Consider the following 19,930-nt stretch of genomic DNA (forward strand, 5'->3'; position numbering starts at 1 on the left):
CATTTAGAATTGGAATTTTACGTTAAAGCCCAGGCTGCGCAGCGATGGCATCATGAAGTAATCGATGCCCTGGTAGTTCAGCCCCGTCGAGGCCACGGCCTCGGGGTCGAACGGTGCCTTGCAGTAAATCATCCAGAGGTTGCGCCCGACGAACGAGACGGTCATCCGCATCTTGTCGCGGAACCACTTCGCGGGGAGCGTGTAACCCAGCGAAAGCTCCTGCAGGCGGAAGTTCGTCGCCGAATAGGTGTAGTACTGCGGCAGTCCCGACTGGGCGCCGATGGCCTGATACCACTTCTGCGCGTCGATTGTCTGGCGGCCGTTGATGATGACACCTCCGGCGTCACGAGCTGCGGCAGAAGCCTCCGAAACGCCATACAGGTCCATGTTGGCCTGCGTCGCGGAGTAGCAGATACCGCCGATGCGGGCCGTGAAGAGCAGACCGAGATTCAGTCCTTTCCACGAAAAGTCGTTGCGCCACGCCAGGTTGTATTTCGGGAAGACCGAGCCCAGGTAGATATCCTCCATGTAGTCGTCCTTGACGGCCACGTTGCCGCTCTTGTCCACCTCGATGAAACCTTCACGGTTGTAGACCAGGTCGGAATTGGTGTAGAGGTCACCCAGCGTACCGCCCGGTTTGAGGATATACTTTGCCTTGCCGAGGCCCTTAATCTCCAGCCGGTCTTTCGAGATGATTTCACCGGTTTCGGGATGCCTGTAGTTGTGGACCAGCTCGACAATCTCGTTCTTGTTCCACGAGAAGGTGAAGTTCGTTGCCCAGCGGAAATTCCGCCACGTGTTGTCATACCCCGCCGAGAGTTCGACACCCGTATTGCGGACGTGGCCCGTCTGCAGGTAGATGGTCGAGTAGCCCGACGATACGGAAATCTGCGGGTCGAAGGTCTGGTTGTAGGTGTCGGCCCAATACCACGATGCCGAGAGGCTGATGTGTTTCCACAGACGGGCATCGAGACCCAACTCGTAGGTGCGGGTCCGCTCCGGGTAGAGGTCGCCAATCGGATAGTGCGTCTTGGCGGTCCAAACCTTGTTTGTGGCATCGTATTCGTAGGTCGGGATGGTCAGATGCCGCGGGAAGGGCATACCCACCGAGGCAATCGAACCGCGAATCTTCAGATAGGTCAGCGCACGACCCATGTCCCAGAGCGAGGTAGGCACCCACGAAAGGCCCACCGACGGGTAGAAGAACGACGATTCGGGCGATTCGGCCAGCTGCGAGGCCCAGTCGTTGCGACCCGTCACCGTGAGGTAGAGCATCTGCTTCCACCCCACCTCCACCGAGGCGAAGAGGGACTGCGTCTGCTCCTGCCAGCCCGACTTCTCGGCCCGCTTCTTCGAATCATCGAGGTCAAAAACGTTGAAGACATTCGGAAGGCCGTTCTCCTGAATCGGGCCCCGGTATGACAGCAGGTCGGTCTTTACGTTGTTAATCGACGCACCGATGTTGGCCTGCAGCGACCAGTCGTCACCGAACGTCTTGTTGATATTCACCATCACGTCGGCATAGGTCTGCGTATCGTATTCGCGCTGTTCGGTGTAGTGGCCGTTCTTGCCGCCGTCCGTAATGGTCGTGTTCGACGAAGCGTAGAGCTTCTGCGTGTAGAGCGAATTGGCATTGTCAATCCTGACGCGCCCGGCGACATTCAGCCACGGAAGGATGTCGTACGAGGCCGAAAAGGAGAGCAGGTAGCGCTTCTTGTCCGTATTGCGCAGGTTGCGGTAGGCTATCCAGTAGGGGTTCTGCATCCGGAGGTCACCGCCCTCGAGGTCCGAAGACCAGAACTGTTCCATCAGTTTCGATGCCGGATTGTAACGCTCGAAGATTCGGTAGGCGTCGAAATCCGTTCCCCGCGGGAAGAGGTAGACCGGGACCAGCGGGTTCGAGTAGACGCCCTGGTTGGTCATGTTCTGGTCCTGCTGGTAGATGTAGCTCGCCGAGGCGTCCAACCGCAACTTGTCCTTCAGAAAATAGCTGGTATTGCGGAAGGTGAAGTTGTAACGGTCGTAGGTGTTGTTGGGGATGATGCCGTCGGAATTGACCGCAGCAGCCGAGAAATAGGTTTGGTTGCGGTCCGTACCGCCCGAGAGCGTGAAGGCGTTCGTATAGACGTGCCCCGTTTCGAAGAAATCATTGGGTGTATAACCGATTTGCGCAGCCGGAGTAAGCCGTTGTCCCCAGCTGTAGACGGCAGACCCCGCGCTCGAACCGTTCAACCCGGTTCCATAGCGGTTCTGGAACTCCGGCAGCACGAAGGGATTCAGAAACTCCGTATTGCTCGAGAGCGTCACCTTCAAGGCGCCGGCCTGCCCCTTCTTCGTCGTAATCATCACCGCACCGTTCGCGGCATTCGAACCGTAGAGGGCCGCGGCTGCAGCGCCCGTCAGCACCGAAATCGACTCGATATCCTCCGGGTTCAGGTCGGCAATCGACTCCGTGGCACCCTTCGAATCGAACTCCGTACCGCCTCCGCCGCCGAAGTTGTACATCGGGATACCGTCGATGACATACAGGGCATTCGACGACTGCGAGATGGACTTGTTACCGCGCAGCACCACCTTCGTGGCACCGCCCACGCCCGACGACGAGGCGTTGATGGTCACACCGGCCACCTTGCCCGAGAGCGAATTCATGAAGTTCGCATCCTTCACGGTGGTAATCTCTTCAGCCCCTACCTGCTGGACATTATACGAGAGGGCCTTCTCTTCGCGTTTGATGCCCAGGGCCGTTACCACAACCGACTCAATCTCCGAGGTCGATTCCCGGAGCGTCACCGCGAACGACGTCCGCGTACCGACCGGCACCGCAGCCGTCTCATAGCCCAGATAGCTCACCTCGAGGGTCTGCGAGGAGGCCGGAGCGGGAACCTCCAGCGTGAAGCGCCCCTCAGCGTCCGTAGAGACGCCCAGCGTGGTGCCCCGCACGATGACCGAGGCGCCGATAATCGGCTGCCCCTTGGCATCGGTCACCCGGCCCGAGACCGTCACCGGCCGCTCCTGCGAGGCGTTTGCACGCTGGAACAACAGGATATTGGTTCCTTCGACCGTATAGGAGATATCCGTACCGCGGACCATCTCGTCGAGGGCTTTCTTCAGGGGTTCGTTCTCAACGTGAACAGAGACCAGTTGGTTGGTATTTACATTGTCTCCGATACCGAAAAGATAGCGGGTCTGTCGTTCGATTGCGCTGATGACCTGTTCCATTTTCACCCCATTTCCCCGAATGGTAACCCGCACATTCTGTGCATGAAGAGTGGATAGAGGGAACAGCAGGGCCGGAACGAACAAAAGAATAGACAGACGGATTTGCTGAATAATCTTTTTATTCATACATTTGTGAGTTAAGGTTCAAGTAAAAATCGGTTAGTATTTTGATTGAACTGCGGCCTGCGGGTGGTGCAACACCTGCAGGTTTTTTATGTCAATCAAAAAATAGGAGGAATCAGGTTCTATATGAGTTTTTCCATAGGCAGTTCATTTGGGGCATTTGACATTAATGAATAAATTACGCTATCTCATTTGATAATGACCTTATTTTCGAGATCGTTGTATTTATACGTAAAATCCGAAGAGCGCTGCAGAACGCGCAAAATGTGGTCAAGACCCTCCGAGGTGCGAATCTTCAGACGCTTGTACTTAATCTCGGGCAGCTCTTCCCGTTGGATTTCGATTTCAACGTCGAAATACCTTCTTAATTTGTCAACAATCTGCTCAAAATTGTCGCCACCGAACGAAATAATACCATCGGTCCAAAGATAGTTGTCCCTGTCGTTCAGTGCTCCGAGGTATAAGTGCCCGTTCCGCAGGTTGACGACCGTATTGGGCTCCATCAGAATTTCCTCATCGTTTATTTTGTTCCGAACAGTGACGCTTCCCTCAAACAATGCAGTCGAAAACTCCTGTGTATTCTTGTCTGCAATCACATTGAAGTGCGTACCGTGCACCTCAACGTCGCAGGCATAGGTCTCGACAATGAAAGGTTGTGATGCGTCGTGTGCAACCTCGAACATGGCTTCACCCTCCAGGCGGACGCGACGTTCCTTCCCGATGAAAAGCGCAGGATAGGAAATCTTACTTTTTGAGTTAAGCTCAACGGTAGTGCCATCGTGCAACGTCAAACGGACATGTTGTCCGGTCGGAGATTCGATGCAGGTCGGGCTTCCGACCATTTGCGTCAATTGGGACGTAAAAAATAGATAACATCCTCCAATAACAAGCAGCAGGGAAGCCGCAATCCCCATGGTTTGGCGGATTGCCCGTGAATGGGTGATTCGATACCAAAGACTGGTATCAGCTTCGGGAACGGAGTCCGGTTCAGTCATAATACTGATGATGAACTTTTCATGGACCTCGTTCATGTATTTTTGGTGTTCCTCGGGATTGGCATCCAGCCAGGCGGCAATCCGGTCGGTTTCGTCGTTCGTGGTCTCACCGAGGAAAAACTTGAACAGCAAAGTGTCTGATATTTCAATTTTATTCATAATGCCGATTCTTTTGCGAGCTATTTTTTTGAGGCTTTAATTTATTAATCCCTTCTATTATTAAATATCCACGAGCAGGGTGAATTCGTACCCTGCCGCGCAAATAAATATTTTTATTAAATTATAAATTTTTCTTAATTTTATAACACGCTGATTACTATATAAATATATAAAAATTTCATTTGCTCGTTTTTTAATATTTTTTTCCTATCTTTGCTCTACAAGCAGAAGGAGGAGTATGCAGGAAATTGTATCGGAGAAATTGACGCAAGAATCATTCGAACAATCTTTTCATCGGTACGAAAAGAAATTGTGTCGAATCGCATACTCTTACCTGCGCGATCAAGATGCAGCGCGAGACGCCGTGAACGAAAGTTTTACTGCCGCGTGGCGCCATCGGGAATATATCGAAATCAAAACATTCGAAGCATATTTATATCAGTCTGTAAAAAACGAGTGCCTGAAATATCGACGGAACAAGGAACTCAAAAAGGCTGTTTATGATAAGATTCTGATGAAGGAGCGGTGCGTGATGGATTACTATACGCACACCATCGAATGCTGCAACCCGAACGAATTGTTCTGCGAGGAGATTATGGAGATATGCCGCAAACAAATTGCCCGGATGCCTGAACTGCGGCGTCAAATTCTTACGGCGAACAAGTTCGAGGGAATGAGTTACAAGGAAATAGCAGACAGGAACGGAATCACGACAACACGAGTCGACAATGAATTGCGCAAGGCATTAAATACTTTACGGCTCTCCTTGAAAGATTACCTGATGATTCTTGCCATCTTTTTTCTAAACATAAAGCATTAAAAAAAGAGCGTTACCTTCGTAACGCTCTTTTCTTTTTTCTTCCCTTATGTCGCTGTTGTTGTTCTTCGTTGGCTTGCACATCCGCCAATTCCAGAATCGCGTCCAACGGATGGATAGACGGCCCCGGCCGGAACGATTCTTTTGAGGATGGCCTCACCTGCTCCGAGGAATCCCGGGAGACTTCCCTACCCTTCTCTTCGGAATGGAACTGATGCTCGAAGGCGTTGGCCGAGAAATTCCGCCCCAACAGGGAACCGTTGGCTACGATTCCCTGCTCGTGGTCAATAAAGGTTACACCATAGATTCGTCCCGCAGCATTGAGGCGGAATACCGCATCTACGCCCTTGTCGTGCAATCGCTCGCAGAACTCCGTCCGGGTTGAACACCGCGCCATGCCATCCGCAATCTTTTCCCGCAACTCATTAAGTGCTCCGGGCTCTTTCAAGGCTGTTTTCGAACGCTCGTAGTAGCGTTGCAGAGCTTCATATCCGACATCTTTTCCGATCCGACTCGACTTGAACGGCGTCCCGATGCCATAGCCGTCGTCAGTCAGCGCGCCGTAAATCATCCCGGCATAATCGCGTCCGTCGATGGTCCCGGTTCGTTCCTCGGCCGAGACATTGAAGGCTTCCAGAAGCGTCCGCCACTCGCCAAAAGAGGCGCAGCGGTAATGCCGCAGGCACAATCTTACGGTGGAGGAGACCTGCTGCTTGACATCTCCCTTCGGATAATCCACCTTGCGCAATTCCTCCCGGTCCTGCAGCTCCTGGCCTTTGACACTCGGGTGTAGCCCGTATTTTTGCTCAAGGTCCCGCGTAATCTCGACGGAACGTCGGGCCTCGAAGTCATGAGGCAGTTTCCGCCCCTCTCTGTCGATACGAAGCGACACGATATGCAGATGTTCGCGGGCAATATCCCGGTGTTTGAATACAATGTAAGGTTGCTCGCCGTAGCCCATCCGCTCCATATATTCACGGGCAATCTCGCCCAATTGCTCATCGGTCAGACGGTCCTCGGGCGAGGGATTCAGCGAGACATGGAAGACCGTGTTGGTCGTGCGTCGGTTCGCCTGCAGGAAGGGTTCGAAACTGGCCATACACCGTTCGTGGCTCATGCGGCCTGCGGTATCGAACGGATAGAGCATCCGATTCCAGAAGAGCACTTCGGCCTGCCCCCGGTTGACTTTCTCCTCGTTGTAGCGGACAGCGCCGCCGACGGTTGCTCCCGTCCTTATATTCGCAACCATCCTTCGGCCTGTTTGGTAAGATTCAGAATCTCTATACTCAACGCTTTCAGTTCGCGGGTATGCTGTTCCAACGCAGCAATCTGGCGGGGAATCGAGATGTTGGAAAAGTGGCTGTTGATGGCACGGACCACTTGATTATAATTATTTCCGACACGCTGAAACTGGAAGTAAAGGTCGTTGAGACGTGTCAGAAATTCCACCTTCGAAGGGTCACGGCGGATAACCTCGAAGCGCTCGGCAAAGAGTCGTTTGACGATGAACTGGCTGCGGTTGTGCTCCAATCCGGCGGCAGCAAGCATCTGCCGGAAGCGAATCTCCTGCTCCTCGTTGAGTCGGAACGAGTATTTGTAACTCGGAGTTTGAGATAGAGGGTTGTTTTTTCGCTGACGGGTCATTCGATGGAAGATTTGGGGTTCGACTTGGGAGAACCTCACCCGCCTCGCAGAGCGAGGACCTTTGTCGGACAAACCGCCGGTTGTCGGACAAAGGTACACCTCGCTCCCGTCAGGCGACGGGTACAGTTCCGGCATCCGCAGAGGACAATTCCTCTCCCGAAAAAGCATCTCCGAAACAAAAAAACACGGGCGGATTCTCCGTTGCAATATTACGAGGATCTTCAGGAATTAAAAAGCGCGGTTGTCGGCCATGCGAGGCCTCCGGAGGACACCGGGAACCAACCTCCAAAAACCGCATTACCTTGCGGGCAGATGGATTCAAACCGACACATGACGGCATGGATATTCGATGGAGAAGAGATTTCTCCAAATAAATATTTCCAGATTTACAGATTTCCGGAATTCCGGAATTCTGGAATTCTGGAATTCTGGAAATATCCATTCAAAAGGAGATTCATGCACATCCATGAATATAGAGTTGAAAATCCAACACGACCAATCATCAACCCCTCAAATCTTCAAACGATGAAAACTTCCAATCAACAGACATCCGGTTCCTGGAACATCTCCATCTGCAATCAGAAGGGAGGTGTCGGCAAGTCGGCTCTTACGACGCTTCTCGCCAGCTATCTGCACTACATCTGCAAACTCAAGGTACTGGTCGTCGACTGCGACTATCCCCAATGGTCAATCTACACGCAACGCACCCGCGAGTTGGAGATTCTTGATTCGAATGATTATTACAAACTGCTGATGATGCGGCAGTTCAGGGTCTCGGGACAAAAGCTCTGGCCTGTTGTCCGTACCACTCCGGACAAAGCGGTCGATGAGGCCGAGCGTTTCAAATCGGAGAAGGAATATGCTCCGCAAATCACACTCTACGATCTGCCCGGGACGGTCAACACCGAAGGTGTCATTGAGACATTCTCGAAGATGGACAGCCTGTTCCTTCCGATGAAGGCCGACAAGATTGTCATGGAGAGCGCGCTCTCCTTTGCCCGTATCCTTTCGCGGCAACTTGTCGAAAATCCGGCAATCCGGCTCAAGCGCATCTTTCTTTTCTGGACGATGGTCGACCGTCGTGAGAAAACGTCGCTCTACGACCTGTATGATGGCATCATCCGCCAGCTCGGACTGCCGCTGATGGAGACCCGCCTACCCTACCGGTCGAAATTCAACAAGGAGCTGCTGGCCGACGGCACGGGCGTGGGACGTTCGACCCTGCTGGCCCCGGAAAGAGCCTTTACGGCCGATTCCCGGATTGGAAATCTGGCCCATGAGATGCTCACCCTGCTTCAAACCCTGTAGATATGGCCAAGCGACAGAAAATGGAAATCGACGAGGGCCTGATCCGAAAGATGATTGCAGGCGAAGCCTCACCCCGCGAAAAGAGTACCCAGGAAGATGCCTCTACAAAAGAGTCCCCGGAGCTTCCCGACCCAGCGGAGCCGGTTCCCGAACCGGAGACAGCGACGGCAGATGCTCCAGCCGTGGATGAATTGCCGCAGAGCTTCGCAGCGGAGAATCGCCGTCGGCGCACCATGCCCCTTCCCGACTACGAGCAGACATTCCTGCAACCCGTGAACTACGACCTCAGAGCCTCCCTCTATGTGAGTCGTGCCACCAAACTCAAGATTCTGGAGATTGTCAAAAAGATTGGCAACGAGCGTCTTACGGCCACCTCTTTCGTGGACAACATTCTGCGCCACCATATCACCACCTTCCGGGACGAAATCAACCGAATCTACAAAACCCGTAACAAGGAGACCATTGTTTAACCTAAAAACCTTACTGCCATGTTTTACAACCCATCTTATCTCCTACTTGCAATCGTTTTCCTCGGAATTGCTCTTGCCATCCAAATTGGATATTTCTGGCGAACGAAGCGAAAAAACCGAATCTCCGACCAGGAAGACGCCGACCAGACAAAGGCCGCGACCGAGTTTGAGCGGATTTTCATGACGCCGCTCACCATTCGGGCACGGAGCGCCATCTACGTCAGCGGAGCCACCAAGCAGAAGATTCTGGAGATTGTCCGGAAGGTCGGAGGCGAACGAATGACCGTCACCTCCTATGCGGAACACATCCTGCGGCAACACCTTGCCCAGTACAAGGAGGAGATCAACCGCATCTACGAGGAACGCGGCAAGAAAGAGCTGTTTTGAAAATGGGCTTCCCGAATTCCCTTCTCGAACGAATTGCACGATGGCTTCGGCGATGGTTCCCGCAGCGGTGGCGCAGGTCCGCTGAATCCCGGGCCGACGGGCCGGGCAGCAAGGTCGATTCGGAGCAGGCCGCCGAGTCCCGCCAGAGAGAAACACCGCTGCTGATTATCCCGAAACACTACGCTGTTACCGGCCATCCGCGGCCTCGGAAGGCCATTCCGACACCTGCGGAATCAAAGCCCGAAGATGCTGCTACATTTGTTCCGCCCCCGGCCGAAAAGCCGGCCTCGATGCAGGGCTGGGGCGAGCTGGTCCTCCAGGGTCCAATCCGTGAGAACGGCGAGACCGTAGAGCCGCGGGAGCCCCGTCCAGCGCTGCGGCCTCCGTCCCTGCCGAACAACGGCGAGCTGCACGATCCGGAGGTACAGGCGCTGCTCCGGAGTGCCGAAGCGGGCGAGCGCATCTTTGCGCCGGATGTTACGGAGGAGGAGCGCCGCGAGATTGAGAATTTTGACCTGCGAAACTATGTCTGACCCTCAAAAAAACGAATGCACAATGAACTGGAATCGGGATTACGGCTAATGCCCGGATGATTTGTTACGGGAAGCAACGGTTTGCTTCCGTCCGGTCGCAGACTGCCTCGAAAGGCGGGCTGCGGCCTTTTTCACACCCATTACCAAACTGCAAAACCGATGAAAAAAAGCGCAATCTTCTTGATTCTGATGCTCCCCGCATCGCTTACCTCCTTCGCACAGGGCAACGGCATGGCCGGAATCAGCGAGGCGACCAACATGGTCACCTCCTATTTCGACCCGCTCACCAAACTGATCTTCGCCGTGGCTGCCGTGCTGGGACTGGTGGGCGGCGTCCGCGTCTACTCGAAGTTCAACAGCGGCGATCCCGACGCCTCGAAGTCCGCCACGGCGCTCTTCCTCTCGTGCGTCTTTCTGGTCATCGTCGGCACCGTCTTACGCTCCTTCTTCCTCTGACATGGCACAGTACACCATCCACAAGGGCGTCGACCGTCAGGTCGAATTCCAGGGGCTGACCTCGCACTATCTGATCCTCTTTGTTGCCGGGCTGCTGGGCATCTTCCTGCTCTTTGTCATCCTCTACGCCGGAGGGGTTCCGCAGGGCATCTGCATCCTCTTCGCCGTCGCGGGCGGCAGCGGCCTCACCTGGGCGACCTTCTATCTGAATCGCCGCTTCGGACCCCACGGTCTGATGAAGCTCCTCGCCCTGCGGCAGCATCCGCGCCGCATCATCCACCGCCGGAGTGTGCGCCGCCTGCTCGAACGTCGAACCTTACCCAAACGCTGATGCCATGCGAGGAACCCTGAAAACTTCGACCCTCGAGTCGAAATTCCCGCTGCTGGCCGTCGAGGGGAACTGCATTCTCTCGAAGTTCGCCGACGTGACGGCCGCCTTCCGCGTGACGCTTCCGGAGCTCTTCACCCTGACGGCCGAGGAGTACGAGGCGCTGCACGCCACCTGGATTAAGGCCCTGAAGGTCCTCCTGGACCACACCGTCGTCCACAAGCAGGACCTCTTCATCGAGGAGCGTTACGAAACACCCAATCCCGAGGCCGAACGCACGTTTCTCTCCCGTGCCTATGAACGCCACTTCAACGAACGTCCCTTTCTGCGCCACACCTGCCACCTCTTCATCACGAAGAGCACCCCCGAGCGGCTGCGGCAGACGAGTGCCGCGTCCGTGCTGTGCCGGGGCTTCATCATTCCGCAGGAGATCCGCGACGGGGAGGCCGTGACCCGTTTTCTGGAGAGCGTCGCCCAGATGGAGCGCATTCTGAACGATTCGGGGCTGCTGCGGGTCGACCGCCTCACGGAGGCGGAGATTGTCGGCACGGATTCCGATGCGGGACTGCTGGCCCGCTACTTCGCCCTCACGGACGAGCGGCAGGCAGCGGTCAACGAGGACATCCGCCTCGATCCGGGCATGATGCGCATCGGCGACAAGCTGCTCTCGATGCACACGCTCTCCGATCTGGATCTCCTGCCGCAGAGCGTCGCGACGGACTTCCGCTACGAGCGCCTTTCGACCGACCGTTCGGAGTGCCGGCTCTCGTTCGCGGCCCCCGCGGGGCTGCTGCTCGGATGCTCGCACATCTACAACCAGTATCTCTTTCTGGACAATCACGACGAGACCCTCAAGCGGCTCGAAGCCCGGGCCCGCAACATGAACTCACTGGCAAACTACTCGCGCGGCAACGCCCTGAACAAGGAGTGGATTGACCTCTACCTGAACGAAGCTCATTCGCAGGGGCTGCGCTCCGTAAGATGCCACTGCAACGTCGTGGTCTGGGCCGAGAGCGAGGCGGAGCTCAAGCGGCTGCGCAACGACGTGGGGTCGCAACTCGCCACGATGGGCTGCACGCCCCACCACAACACGGTGGACGTGCCGGTGCTCTTCTGGGCCGCCATCCCCGGCAACGAAGCCGACTTCCCCGCCGAGGAGAGCTTTCTGACCTTTCTCGAGCAGGGGGTCTGCCTCTTCAACGGCGAGACGAACTACCGCTCGTCGCTCTCGCCCTTCGGCATCAAGATGGCCGACCGGCTTACGGGGGTTCCGCTCCATCTCGACATCTCGGACCTTCCGATGAAGCGCGGCATCACCACCAACCGCAACAAGTTCATCCTGGGGCCCTCGGGAAGCGGGAAGTCCTTCTTCACGAACCACATGGTCCGCCAGTATTACGAACAGGGGACCCATATTCTGCTCGTCGATACGGGAAACTCCTACGAGGGGCTCTGCTCGCTGATCCACCGCACGACGCGGGGACGCGACGGCATCTATTTCACCTACACCGAGCAGGAGCCCATCGCCTTCAACCCCTTCTACGTCGAGGATGGGGTCTACGACATCGAGAAGCGCGAGTCAATCAAGACCCTGCTGCTGACGCTCTGGAAACGCGAATCCGAGGAGCCGACACGCGCGGAGGAGGTGGCCCTGTCGAACGCCGTGAACCTCTACCTCTCGAAGCTCAAGACGGACGATTCGATTCAGCCCTCGTTCAACACCTTCTACGAGTTTCTCACCTCGGACTACCGGCGGCTGCTGGAGCAGAAGCACGTCCGCGAGAAGGATTTCGACCTGGCGAACCTGCTCAACGTGCTGGAGCCCTACTACCGGGGCGGCGAGTACGACTACCTGCTCAATTCCGACCGGCAGCTGGACCTGCTCTCGAAGCGCTTCATCGTCTTCGAGCTGGACAACATCTCCTCGAACCGCACGCTGCTTCCCGTGGTGACAATCATCATCATGGAGGTCTTCATCAACAAGATGCGGCGGCTGAAAGGCATCCGCAAGATGATTCTGATTGAAGAGTGCTGGAAGGCTCTCACCTCGGCCAACATGTCGACCTACATCCGCTACCTCTACAAAACGGTGCGCAAGTATTTCGGCGAGGCGGTCGTCGTTACGCAGGAGGTCGACGACATCATCTCCTCGCCGATTGTCAAGGAGTCGATTATCAACAATGCCGACTGCAAGATTCTCCTCGACCAGCGCAAGTACATGAACAAGTTCGACCAGATCCAGACGCTGCTCGGCCTTTCGGAGAAGGAGCGGGCGCAGATTCTCTCAATCAACCAGGCGAACGATCCCCGCCGCACCTACAAGGAGGTTTGGATCGGACTCGGAGGCATGCAGTCGGCGGTCTACGCCACGGAGGTCTCGACCGAAGAGTATCTCTGCTACACCACCGAGGAGCGGGAGAAGATGGAGGTGATGGCCCGGGCCGAGAAGCTCGGCGGCGACATCCAGACAGCCATCCGCGCGCTGGCCAGCGAGCGGGAAGACCAAAATTCCCGGCCATGAAACAGATTCTTTGGAGCTGCGTCGGGCTGCTGCTGGCGTTGCTGGCCCTGCTCGGCGGATTTCGGCTCTTCTACGATTTCGAATACCACAAGATCCGCCCGCTGTGCGGCGAGTGGCGTTCGACACGGAATGACACCCGGCTCGAGATTGACCATCGGGACGATGGCTTCTGGATTCGCATCCATCGCTACGATTCGCGGACGGGTCGTGAATCCTTTGAGAGGCACCCGCTGAAGTATGCCTCGTGCATCCATTACGAGGACTACGGCCGAGCGCGTGTCGACCTCTTCCACACCCCCGGTTCCGACCTGCTGCTGGTCATTCCGGGAGGTATTTTCAAACGCGATTTGTCCAACCTTCAAAACAACTTACCATGAGTAGTACCCCAAACATCACCCCCGCGGAGGCGCTCACGGCGCTGCGGGCCGAAATCCGACAACGCACCCAGCTTGTGCGACTTATCACCTCGCTGCAGGAGGAGATTGCCTACGACTGCATCTGCGGTTCGTGGCTCTCGACGGAGAACAACCTCTCGGCCACAATCCGCCGCATCTGCACCCGAACCTACCGGATGCTGATCTTCGACAACACGCTTTGCTACCGGCGGCTGGTGCAGGATACCGTCATCACGGCCGAGCGTCGCACGCTGCTCTTCGGCAGCCGCGACAATCCACGCGACATGCACCCCATCGAGCTCGACCCCGAGAGCGATACGCTGCTGCTGGGCTGCTACGGACGCTTTGTCGCGGAGGAGCGGGCTTGCCGACGTGCGGAGCAGGAGAGCATTTCCGAAGAGTGTTTCACGGATCATGAACCCGAGGCATGAAGTGGCGTGAAGTATTCGAAGGGCTCTTTCGCCCTGCAGCCGGGGAGGACCCCGCGATGATGCAGCCCGCCGAAGCGGCACCCCGCAAATTGAGACATTGAACCACCCTCAAAAAACGACCGAACCATGAAACCACGCATCATTCTGCTCTGCCTCGGGCTGCTCCTGACAGCCCGGGCCGCGCAGGCACAATGGGTCGTCACGGACCCTACGAACCTCGCACAGGGAATCATCAACTCCACCAAACAGATCGTCGAAGCGGCCCGCAACGGCTCGACCCTCCTGCAAAGTTTTCAAGAGACCGTAAAGATTTACGAGCAAGGAAAGCGATATTACGACGCGCTGAAGGCGGTCAACAACCTCGTCCGCTCGGCCCGCAAGGTCCAGCAGTGCATGCTGCTCGTCGGGGAGATCTCCGACATCTACGTCAACGGCTATCAGCGCATGGTGGTCGATGACAACTTCTCGGCCGCGGAACTGGCGGCCATCGCCACGGGATATGCCCGCATCATCGAGGAGTCGGCCGGGGAGCTCAAGGAGCTGCAGGATATTGTCAACCCCACGGACATGTCGCTGACGGATAAGGACCGCATCGACGTGGTGGAACGGGTCTATGGAGTGCTGCGCCACCATCGGGATCTGGCCCGCTACTACACGCGCAAGAACATCTCCATCTCGCTGCTGCGCGGCGCCCGACGCAACGACCTCGACCGCGCGATGGCTCTTTACGGAACCGACGAACAACGATACTGGTAGCGATGATACAGGCACTCTCCATTTCGGAGAACATCCACACGATTCTCCGCGTTCTCTACGACGACATGATGGTTCTCTGCTATCCGATGGCCAAAGTTGCCACGGCCATAGCCGGAATCGGGGCCCTAATTTACATTGCCTACCGCATCTGGCAGGCGATGGTCCGGGCCGAACCCATTGACCTCTTCCCGTTGCTGCGACCTATGGCGATTGGCATTTGCATCATGTTCTTCCCGACCCTTGTGCTCGGGTCGCTCAACGGAATCCTCTCACCGCTGGTGCAGGCCACCCACTCGCTGATGGTCGGCCAGACCTTCAACATGCAGGAGTGGCGACAGGAGTGCGTACGCCTCGAACAGGAGAGCCGCGAGCGGCTTCCGGCAGAGAGTTACTACACCGAGGACGAGGAGAAGGAGCGCGAGTTGCAGGCCCTGGGCATCGACGAGCAGTCACAGCAAGCCCTCGACCGGATGCAGAGCGAGCGGAAGTCGTGGAGCATCAAGGGGATGATTCTGAAGGCCCTCACCGCGATCATGGAGCTCTTCTTCGCCGCCGCGGGCGTGATCCTCGACGTGCTGCGGACCTTCTACCTGATTGTCCTCTCGCTGCTCGGGCCCATCGCTTTCGCCATCTCGATTTTCGACGGATTTCAAAACACCCTGGTGCAATGGTTTTCCAAGTACATCTCCATCTACCTGTGGCTCCCTATCTCGGACCTCTTCTCGGCCATCATCGCCCGACTGCAAACCCTCTCGCTGCAGCACGATGCCGAGATGATGGCGCAGGACTACAACTGGTATTTTGACATGTCGAACAGCATCAACCTGATTTTCATCCTCGTGGCCATCTGCGGCTATCTCTGCATCCCTTCGATTGCCTCATGGGTCGTGCAGGCCAACGGCTTCTCCTCCTACAACCGGACCATCTCGCGCGCCACGTCGCTTGTGAGCGGCGGTGCCGGCTGGATTACCGGGAAGGTCTGGGCCGGGACCAAAAGCACGGTCGGAGCCGCCGGAAAGGGGTTGGCTTCCGCAGCTCGTCTAATCCTCAAAAAGTAATCGCATCATGGAATTCAAATCATTGCTGAACATCGAAACCTCCTTCCGGCAGCTGCGTCTCTATGCGTTCGTCTTCGCCGGGATCTGCGCCGTGGTGACCATCACGGCCGTCAGCCTCTCGTATGCCTTTGCCGAGCGACAGCGCGAGAAGATCTACGTCCTCGACAACGGGCGCTCGCTCATGGTCGCCCTCTCGCAGGACCTTGCCCAGAACCGTCCCGTCGAGGCCCGCGAGCATGTGCGCCGCTTCCACGAACTCTTCTTCTCGCTCTCGCCCGACAAGGCAGCCATCGAGTCGAACATGGAACGGGCCCTGCAGATGGCAGACAAAAGCGCTCTATCCTACTACAAGTTCCTGCAGGAGAAGGGGTTCTTCAACCGGCTGATTGCCGCCAACGTCTCGCAGATGGTCCATGTGGACAGCATCCGCTGCAACTTCGACCGCTATCCCTACGAAGCCACGACCTATGCCCGGCAGCGCATCATGCGCGAGAACACGATCACCGAGCGGTCGCTCGTCACGACCTGCCGACTGGTCAACGTCTCCCGCTCGGACAACAACCCGCAGGGGTTTCTGGTCGAGGATCTGATGATTGTCGAAAATAAGGACCTGCAGACCTATGACCGTTAAAGCACTTATCCAAAGCCGCGTGCGCTGGCTGCGCCGTCGTATCCGTCGCTGGCACGACCAACTCTCGCCCCGAACCCGGCGGTGCATCCTCCTGGGGATGTTTCTGCTGCTGGTCGGGCTCTACGGGCTGCTGCTCTTCGGCCCTGCACCGCAATTCGACTTCGGGAGGATGGCACCTCCCTCTTTGGAAAATCTGAAACTTCGATAACCATGGAAGAGAGACAAAAAAACACATCGACGCCCGATTCTGCTGCGGCATTCGAGCGTCAGCGAAAAAGAAAAGTCGTCCTGATGGCCGCAGTCGGAAGTTGCCTGGTCATCGCATTCATCTGGTTCCTCTTCAAACCCGCGCCCACGATCGGCGAAGGGCAGGCAGGGATCAACACCACGCTGCCCGACGGCAAGGCCCCGAAGATTGAGGGCGACAAGCGCAAGGCCGCGGAGCGCGTGGCCAGCGAGGAGCAGTCCCGCAACCGGATGATGACCCTCGGGAACAACTCCTTCTCGCTGCTCGATGAGGAGCTTCGCAACACGGAGCCGCAGTCTCCGACCGATGATCCCGTGCGCCGGGCTGCCGAGGCAAACCGCGCCATGCAGCAGCAGGCCCGACAATTCTACGCCGCGCCGCCGCGCAATGCCGAAGTCGAAGAGCTTCGCGAGCAGGTGGCCTCCCTGCAGCAGCAACTCGACATCGAGCGGCAGCAGCCCGACCCGATGGAGGTGGCCGAGGAGCAGTACCGCCTCGCACAGCGCTACCTCGGAGGCCGAACGGAGGTTTCAAGCGAGGCCGACGGCGCGAAATCCTCGGGACGTTTCAGCGTCATGCGACCCGTCCGCGAGGGCGATGTCCGGGCTTCGACCCTCAATCCGCGGATCGACTCCGCGCGGGAGCGCAACATCGGGTTTTTGACGGCCGCGGGCGTTCTTCCGGTAGATACGGCTCCGACCATCCGGGCCTGCATCGCGCAGACACAGGTCGTGCGTGTGGGCTCGACAATCGCCCTCCGACTGCTGGAACCGGTACGCATCGACGGCGAGGTGATCCCCCGCAATACGCCGCTCTACGGCGCCGTCTCCGTAACGACCGACCGGCTGCGGGTGACGGTAACCTCCATCGAATACCGGGGACGCATCTTCCAGGTGCAGGCAGAGGCGTATGATCTCGACGGCCAGCCGGGAATCAACGTCCCCAACTCCCGCGAACGGACAGCCCTCAAGGAGGCGCTGGCATCCGTGGGGCAGACGGCCGGGACGAGCGTGAACATCACCCACTCGGCCGGGCAGCAGGTCCTCGCAGAGCTGGCACGGGGCGGGGTTCAGGCATCCTCCCGCTACCTCTCCGAGAAACTCCGCGAGGTGCGCATCACCCTCAAGGCCAACCACCAGATTCTGTTAATCTCCAAAGAAAACTAAACGACAACACCATGAAACGAGACCTCATTTATCTGACTCTTCTGGCCGCTCTTTTTGCCGCGGCCAAAGTCATGGCCCAAAACGACGGAACCTCGTCCCGGCAGGGGCTCACGCCCCGCACCATCGAGGTGGGATTTACGAAGACCGTGCATATCCTCTTTCCGGCGCCCGTAACCTACATCGACATCGGCTCGATGGCCATCATCGCCGGGAAGGCCGACGGCGCGGAAAATGTCGTGCGGGTGAAGGCCGCCGTGCGCGACTTTGCGGAGGAGACCAACCTCACGGTAATTACCGAGGACGGCGGATTCTACACCTTCGATGCCCGGTATGCCGAGAACCCCTCCACGTCGACCATCGAGATTGCGGCCGCGGAGACCCCGGCGACACAGCCTGCGTCAGCCTCAGAAACGACCCGTGCGGACGAGGGGCGCGTACTGCTCCGCGAGATTGGACGGGAACGTCCTGCCACGGTGAAGCGCGTGTTGAGCGACATCTACCGCCAGAACCGCGCGGACGTAAAGGGAATCCACACCCGAAAATACGGCGTGGAGGTCGAGGTGCGGGGAATCTACGTCCACAACGACGTAATCTACCTCCATGTGCAGATTGCCAACAACACGAACATCTCCTTCGAGGTGGACTATCGCCGCTTTGTCGTCGCGGACCGCAAAGCGGCCAAACGCACGGCTCAACAGCAGCGCATCATCGAACCGCTGCGGGTCTGCAACGACCCCTCGATTGTGCGCGGGCACCAGCGCCAGCGCATCGTCTTCGCTCTTCCGAAGCTGACACTCGAGGAGGACAAGATTCTCCTGCTGGAGATCGCCGAGAAGGACGGAGCTCGCCATCAATGTCTCGAAATTTCGAGCAAGGAGCTGCTCGGGGCAAAGGCATTGTAAGGATTGCAAGAAATAATAAACCTTATGTAGCAGGTAGGTCGCTAATTTCTTTAGCGACCTACTCGCTATTTTTATATCCACTCAACAAATTGGGAACCACTTATCCCAACACGCGATTATCGCGTGAACCAGATTTTCACACAGACTAAACCTTCAAAGCACATTTCAAAAAACAAGCAAAAAGGTTGTACATATACAACCTTTTCCAAGAATTATGTTATCTTTGCAATATGGTTGGAAAATAGATGTCCGTATGAAATATCTTAACATAAAAAAGGCTCTTGCAGCATGGCAGAATTTGCAACCACTGTTAGAAAAGGATAAAGAACGGCTTAGCCGACGTTTTACAGTGGATTTCAATTACAACAGCAACCACATTGAGGGTAACACGTTAACTTATGGACAGACAGAAATTCTGCTGCTTTTCGGCAAAGTGATTGGGGAGGCAGACGTGCGTGACGTACAAGAAATGACCGCTAGTAACGTAGGCCTGCGAATGATGACGGAAGAGGCTACGGTGAAGGGAGTGCCATTGACACAGAATTTTATCCGGACATTACATAAAACCATATTACGAGAAGATTATACTGTTTATCGTAATTTGCCTGGCGGCATGCAAACAAGTTATGTAATTCATGCCGGCCAGTATAAGACACGACCGAACAGTGTTATTACACGGTATGGGGACAGATTCGAATATGCTTCACCCGAGGAGACTCCTGGATTAATGGGAGATCTGGTGGATTGGTATAATGCCGCGGAGAAAGAGGGGAAATTATCTCCAGTAGAGTTGGCCGCGCTGTTTCACTATCGTTATATACGCATTCATCCATTCGAGGACGGCAACGGTCGTATTGCACGACTGATGGTGAACTACATTCTGACTCGCCATGACTATCCGATGATTGTAGTACGCAGTCGTAAAAAAAGTGAGTATTTAGACGCTTTACACCAAACTGATATGGAGGTTGGCCCTGTCCCCAGTGATGGAGCCCATGCAGACATCAAGGACATCCACCCTTTTTTGAAATATTTCAATGATCTGGTAGCTACGGAAATATATAATGATGTATTGTTTGTAAGCGAGCAAAATGAAAATGTATGGTGGTATGATGGGGAACGGATTGCCTTCCGAACCCCCAATTATACGAAAATTCTGAACGCTATGCGAACACAGCCAACATTAACATTGGCAGACATGAAAGAGGAAACAGGTATTAGTGTGACGGCTATACAGAAACTGCTGGATCAGTTGATTTCCAAAAAATATGTGGAGCGTGGCGAGAAGGAAGGAAGCTGGAGAGTATTTGTAACACAATAATTCAGAATAAACGTTTTTGCAACGGATTAATTTCTAAAAGTTACTAGTCTACAAATCTAAAAA

22 protein-coding genes are annotated in these 19,930 nt (G+C 56.0%); 17 read left to right on the plus strand and 5 right to left on the minus strand.

Annotated elements, in window-relative coordinates; all coding sequences use genetic code 11:
- Positions 1-3: 3 nt before the first annotated feature.
- The gene (locus C8267_RS04330) at positions 4-3,345 is read right to left on the minus strand and encodes a TonB-dependent receptor (RefSeq protein ID WP_106633807.1); all 3,342 of its coding nucleotides are present in this window, start codon (positions 3,343-3,345) and stop codon (positions 4-6) included.
- Between the two features lie 185 nt (positions 3,346-3,530).
- Positions 3,531-4,496, minus strand: a complete 966-nt coding sequence (locus C8267_RS04335) for a FecR family protein (protein WP_106633808.1) — start codon at positions 4,494-4,496, stop codon at positions 3,531-3,533.
- Between the two features lie 238 nt (positions 4,497-4,734).
- On the opposite strand from C8267_RS04335, the gene C8267_RS04340 reads away from it, so the two are divergent.
- Entirely contained in the window at positions 4,735-5,316 is a 582-nt protein-coding gene (locus C8267_RS04340; RefSeq protein WP_106633809.1) for an RNA polymerase sigma-70 factor, read from the plus strand.
- A gap of 10 nt (positions 5,317-5,326) precedes the next feature.
- Here the strand turns inward: C8267_RS04340 and mobB are convergent, their stop codons facing one another.
- The 3 genes from mobB to C8267_RS10900 all read right to left on the minus strand — a co-directional run bounded on the left by mobB (position 5,327) and on the right by C8267_RS10900 (position 7,399).
- Positions 5,327-6,562, minus strand: coding sequence for a conjugal transfer protein MobB (gene mobB / locus C8267_RS04345; protein WP_106633810.1), 1,236 nt, complete (start codon positions 6,560-6,562; stop codon positions 5,327-5,329).
- Positions 6,547-6,957 carry a mobilization protein gene (locus tag C8267_RS04350; protein ID WP_106634165.1) on the minus strand — a complete coding sequence of 137 codons (411 nt, stop codon included), beginning with the start codon at positions 6,955-6,957 and terminating at the stop codon, positions 6,547-6,549. The genes mobB and C8267_RS04350 overlap by 16 nt, the downstream gene beginning before the upstream one ends.
- A 109-nt stretch (positions 6,958-7,066) precedes the next feature.
- Positions 7,067-7,399, minus strand: a complete 333-nt coding sequence (locus tag C8267_RS10900; RefSeq protein ID WP_158699710.1) for a hypothetical protein — start codon at positions 7,397-7,399, stop codon at positions 7,067-7,069.
- An 83-nt stretch (positions 7,400-7,482) separates the two neighbouring features.
- On the opposite strand from C8267_RS10900, the gene C8267_RS04355 reads away from it, so the two are divergent.
- The 16 genes from C8267_RS04355 (at position 7,483) to C8267_RS04430 (ending at position 19,867) form a co-directional block, all read left to right on the plus strand.
- Complete coding sequence (locus tag C8267_RS04355; protein ID WP_106633811.1) at positions 7,483-8,265, plus strand: ParA family protein; 783 nt, start codon at positions 7,483-7,485, stop codon at positions 8,263-8,265.
- 2 nt (positions 8,266-8,267) lie between these two features.
- A complete protein-coding gene (locus C8267_RS04360) occupies positions 8,268-8,735 on the plus strand; it encodes a DUF3408 domain-containing protein (RefSeq protein WP_106633812.1) in 468 nt (155 codons plus the stop codon).
- 18 nt (positions 8,736-8,753) lie between these two features.
- Positions 8,754-9,122: a DUF3408 domain-containing protein gene (locus C8267_RS04365; protein WP_106633813.1), complete on the plus strand. Its 369-nt coding sequence runs from the start codon at positions 8,754-8,756 to the stop codon at positions 9,120-9,122.
- The gene (locus C8267_RS10905; RefSeq protein WP_158699711.1) at positions 9,119-9,655 is read left to right on the plus strand and encodes a hypothetical protein; all 537 of its coding nucleotides are present in this window, start codon (positions 9,119-9,121) and stop codon (positions 9,653-9,655) included. Before C8267_RS04365 ends, C8267_RS10905 begins: the two co-directional genes overlap by 4 nt.
- Positions 9,656-9,814: 159 nt before the next feature.
- Positions 9,815-10,111: a DUF4134 domain-containing protein gene (locus tag C8267_RS04375; protein ID WP_106633815.1), complete on the plus strand. Its 297-nt coding sequence runs from the start codon at positions 9,815-9,817 to the stop codon at positions 10,109-10,111.
- Between the two features lies 1 nt (position 10,112).
- A complete protein-coding gene (locus C8267_RS04380; RefSeq protein ID WP_087309037.1) occupies positions 10,113-10,442 on the plus strand; it encodes a DUF4133 domain-containing protein in 330 nt (109 codons plus the stop codon).
- A 4-nt stretch (positions 10,443-10,446) separates the two neighbouring features.
- Positions 10,447-12,960 (plus strand): TraG family conjugative transposon ATPase, encoded by a 2,514-nt coding sequence (locus C8267_RS04385; RefSeq protein WP_106633816.1) that lies wholly within the window; start codon positions 10,447-10,449, stop codon positions 12,958-12,960.
- Positions 12,957-13,337, plus strand: coding sequence for a hypothetical protein (locus C8267_RS04390; protein WP_106633817.1), 381 nt, complete (start codon positions 12,957-12,959; stop codon positions 13,335-13,337). Before C8267_RS04385 ends, C8267_RS04390 begins: the two co-directional genes overlap by 4 nt.
- On the plus strand, positions 13,334-13,786 hold the full coding sequence (locus C8267_RS04395) for a hypothetical protein (RefSeq protein ID WP_106633818.1): 453 nt from the start codon (positions 13,334-13,336) through the stop codon (positions 13,784-13,786). Before C8267_RS04390 ends, C8267_RS04395 begins: the two co-directional genes overlap by 4 nt.
- Before the next feature lie 126 nt (positions 13,787-13,912).
- Positions 13,913-14,542, plus strand: a complete 630-nt coding sequence (locus C8267_RS04400; protein WP_106633819.1) for a DUF4141 domain-containing protein — start codon at positions 13,913-13,915, stop codon at positions 14,540-14,542.
- A 2-nt stretch (positions 14,543-14,544) separates the two neighbouring features.
- On the plus strand, positions 14,545-15,600 hold the full coding sequence (gene traJ, locus C8267_RS04405) for a conjugative transposon protein TraJ (protein WP_106633820.1): 1,056 nt from the start codon (positions 14,545-14,547) through the stop codon (positions 15,598-15,600).
- Positions 15,601-15,607: 7 nt separating this feature from the next.
- Complete coding sequence (traK, locus tag C8267_RS04410; protein ID WP_106633821.1) at positions 15,608-16,231, plus strand: conjugative transposon protein TraK; 624 nt, start codon at positions 15,608-15,610, stop codon at positions 16,229-16,231.
- Positions 16,221-16,439 (plus strand): hypothetical protein, encoded by a 219-nt coding sequence (locus C8267_RS04415; protein ID WP_106633822.1) that lies wholly within the window; start codon positions 16,221-16,223, stop codon positions 16,437-16,439. Before traK ends, C8267_RS04415 begins: the two co-directional genes overlap by 11 nt.
- Positions 16,440-16,441: 2 nt before the next feature.
- Positions 16,442-17,644, plus strand: a complete 1,203-nt coding sequence (traM, locus tag C8267_RS04420; RefSeq protein ID WP_106633823.1) for a conjugative transposon protein TraM — start codon at positions 16,442-16,444, stop codon at positions 17,642-17,644.
- An 11-nt stretch (positions 17,645-17,655) separates the two neighbouring features.
- On the plus strand, positions 17,656-18,546 hold the full coding sequence (traN, locus tag C8267_RS04425; RefSeq protein WP_106633824.1) for a conjugative transposon protein TraN: 891 nt from the start codon (positions 17,656-17,658) through the stop codon (positions 18,544-18,546).
- 253 nt (positions 18,547-18,799) lie between these two features.
- Complete coding sequence (locus C8267_RS04430; protein ID WP_106633825.1) at positions 18,800-19,867, plus strand: Fic family protein; 1,068 nt, start codon at positions 18,800-18,802, stop codon at positions 19,865-19,867.
- The last annotated feature ends 63 nt before the right edge of the window (positions 19,868-19,930 follow it).

Source organism: Alistipes sp. Marseille-P5061 (genome assembly GCF_900290115.1).
In the GTDB taxonomy this organism is placed as follows: Bacteria; Bacteroidota; Bacteroidia; order Bacteroidales; family Rikenellaceae; genus Alistipes; species Alistipes excrementigallinarum.

Bases quoted from the DNA above. Each gene is read 5' to 3' on its own strand.
- C8267_RS04330 (WP_106633807.1), bottom strand. From the start codon at position 3,345: ATGAATAAAAAGATTATTCAGCAAATCCGTCTGTCTATTCTTTTGTTC.
- C8267_RS04335 (WP_106633808.1), bottom strand. From the start codon at position 4,496: ATGAATAAAATTGAAATATCAGACACTTTGCTGTTCAAGTTTTTCCTC.
- C8267_RS04340 (WP_106633809.1), top strand. From the start codon at position 4,735: ATGCAGGAAATTGTATCGGAGAAATTGACGCAAGAATCATTCGAACAA.
- mobB (WP_106633810.1), bottom strand. From the start codon at position 6,562: ATGGTTGCGAATATAAGGACGGGAGCAACCGTCGGCGGCGCTGTCCGC.
- C8267_RS04350 (WP_106634165.1), bottom strand. From the start codon at position 6,957: ATGACCCGTCAGCGAAAAAACAACCCTCTATCTCAAACTCCGAGTTAC.
- C8267_RS10900 (WP_158699710.1), bottom strand. From the start codon at position 7,399: ATGGATATTTCCAGAATTCCAGAATTCCAGAATTCCGGAATTCCGGAA.
- C8267_RS04355 (WP_106633811.1), top strand. From the start codon at position 7,483: ATGAAAACTTCCAATCAACAGACATCCGGTTCCTGGAACATCTCCATC.
- C8267_RS04360 (WP_106633812.1), top strand. From the start codon at position 8,268: ATGGCCAAGCGACAGAAAATGGAAATCGACGAGGGCCTGATCCGAAAG.
- C8267_RS04365 (WP_106633813.1), top strand. From the start codon at position 8,754: ATGTTTTACAACCCATCTTATCTCCTACTTGCAATCGTTTTCCTCGGA.
- C8267_RS04375 (WP_106633815.1), top strand. From the start codon at position 9,815: ATGAAAAAAAGCGCAATCTTCTTGATTCTGATGCTCCCCGCATCGCTT.
- C8267_RS04380 (WP_087309037.1), top strand. From the start codon at position 10,113: ATGGCACAGTACACCATCCACAAGGGCGTCGACCGTCAGGTCGAATTC.
- C8267_RS04385 (WP_106633816.1), top strand. From the start codon at position 10,447: ATGCGAGGAACCCTGAAAACTTCGACCCTCGAGTCGAAATTCCCGCTG.
- C8267_RS04390 (WP_106633817.1), top strand. From the start codon at position 12,957: ATGAAACAGATTCTTTGGAGCTGCGTCGGGCTGCTGCTGGCGTTGCTG.
- C8267_RS04395 (WP_106633818.1), top strand. From the start codon at position 13,334: ATGAGTAGTACCCCAAACATCACCCCCGCGGAGGCGCTCACGGCGCTG.
- C8267_RS04400 (WP_106633819.1), top strand. From the start codon at position 13,913: ATGAAACCACGCATCATTCTGCTCTGCCTCGGGCTGCTCCTGACAGCC.
- traJ (WP_106633820.1), top strand. From the start codon at position 14,545: ATGATACAGGCACTCTCCATTTCGGAGAACATCCACACGATTCTCCGC.
- traK (WP_106633821.1), top strand. From the start codon at position 15,608: ATGGAATTCAAATCATTGCTGAACATCGAAACCTCCTTCCGGCAGCTG.
- C8267_RS04415 (WP_106633822.1), top strand. From the start codon at position 16,221: ATGACCGTTAAAGCACTTATCCAAAGCCGCGTGCGCTGGCTGCGCCGT.
- traM (WP_106633823.1), top strand. From the start codon at position 16,442: ATGGAAGAGAGACAAAAAAACACATCGACGCCCGATTCTGCTGCGGCA.
- traN (WP_106633824.1), top strand. From the start codon at position 17,656: ATGAAACGAGACCTCATTTATCTGACTCTTCTGGCCGCTCTTTTTGCC.
- C8267_RS04430 (WP_106633825.1), top strand. From the start codon at position 18,800: ATGAAATATCTTAACATAAAAAAGGCTCTTGCAGCATGGCAGAATTTG.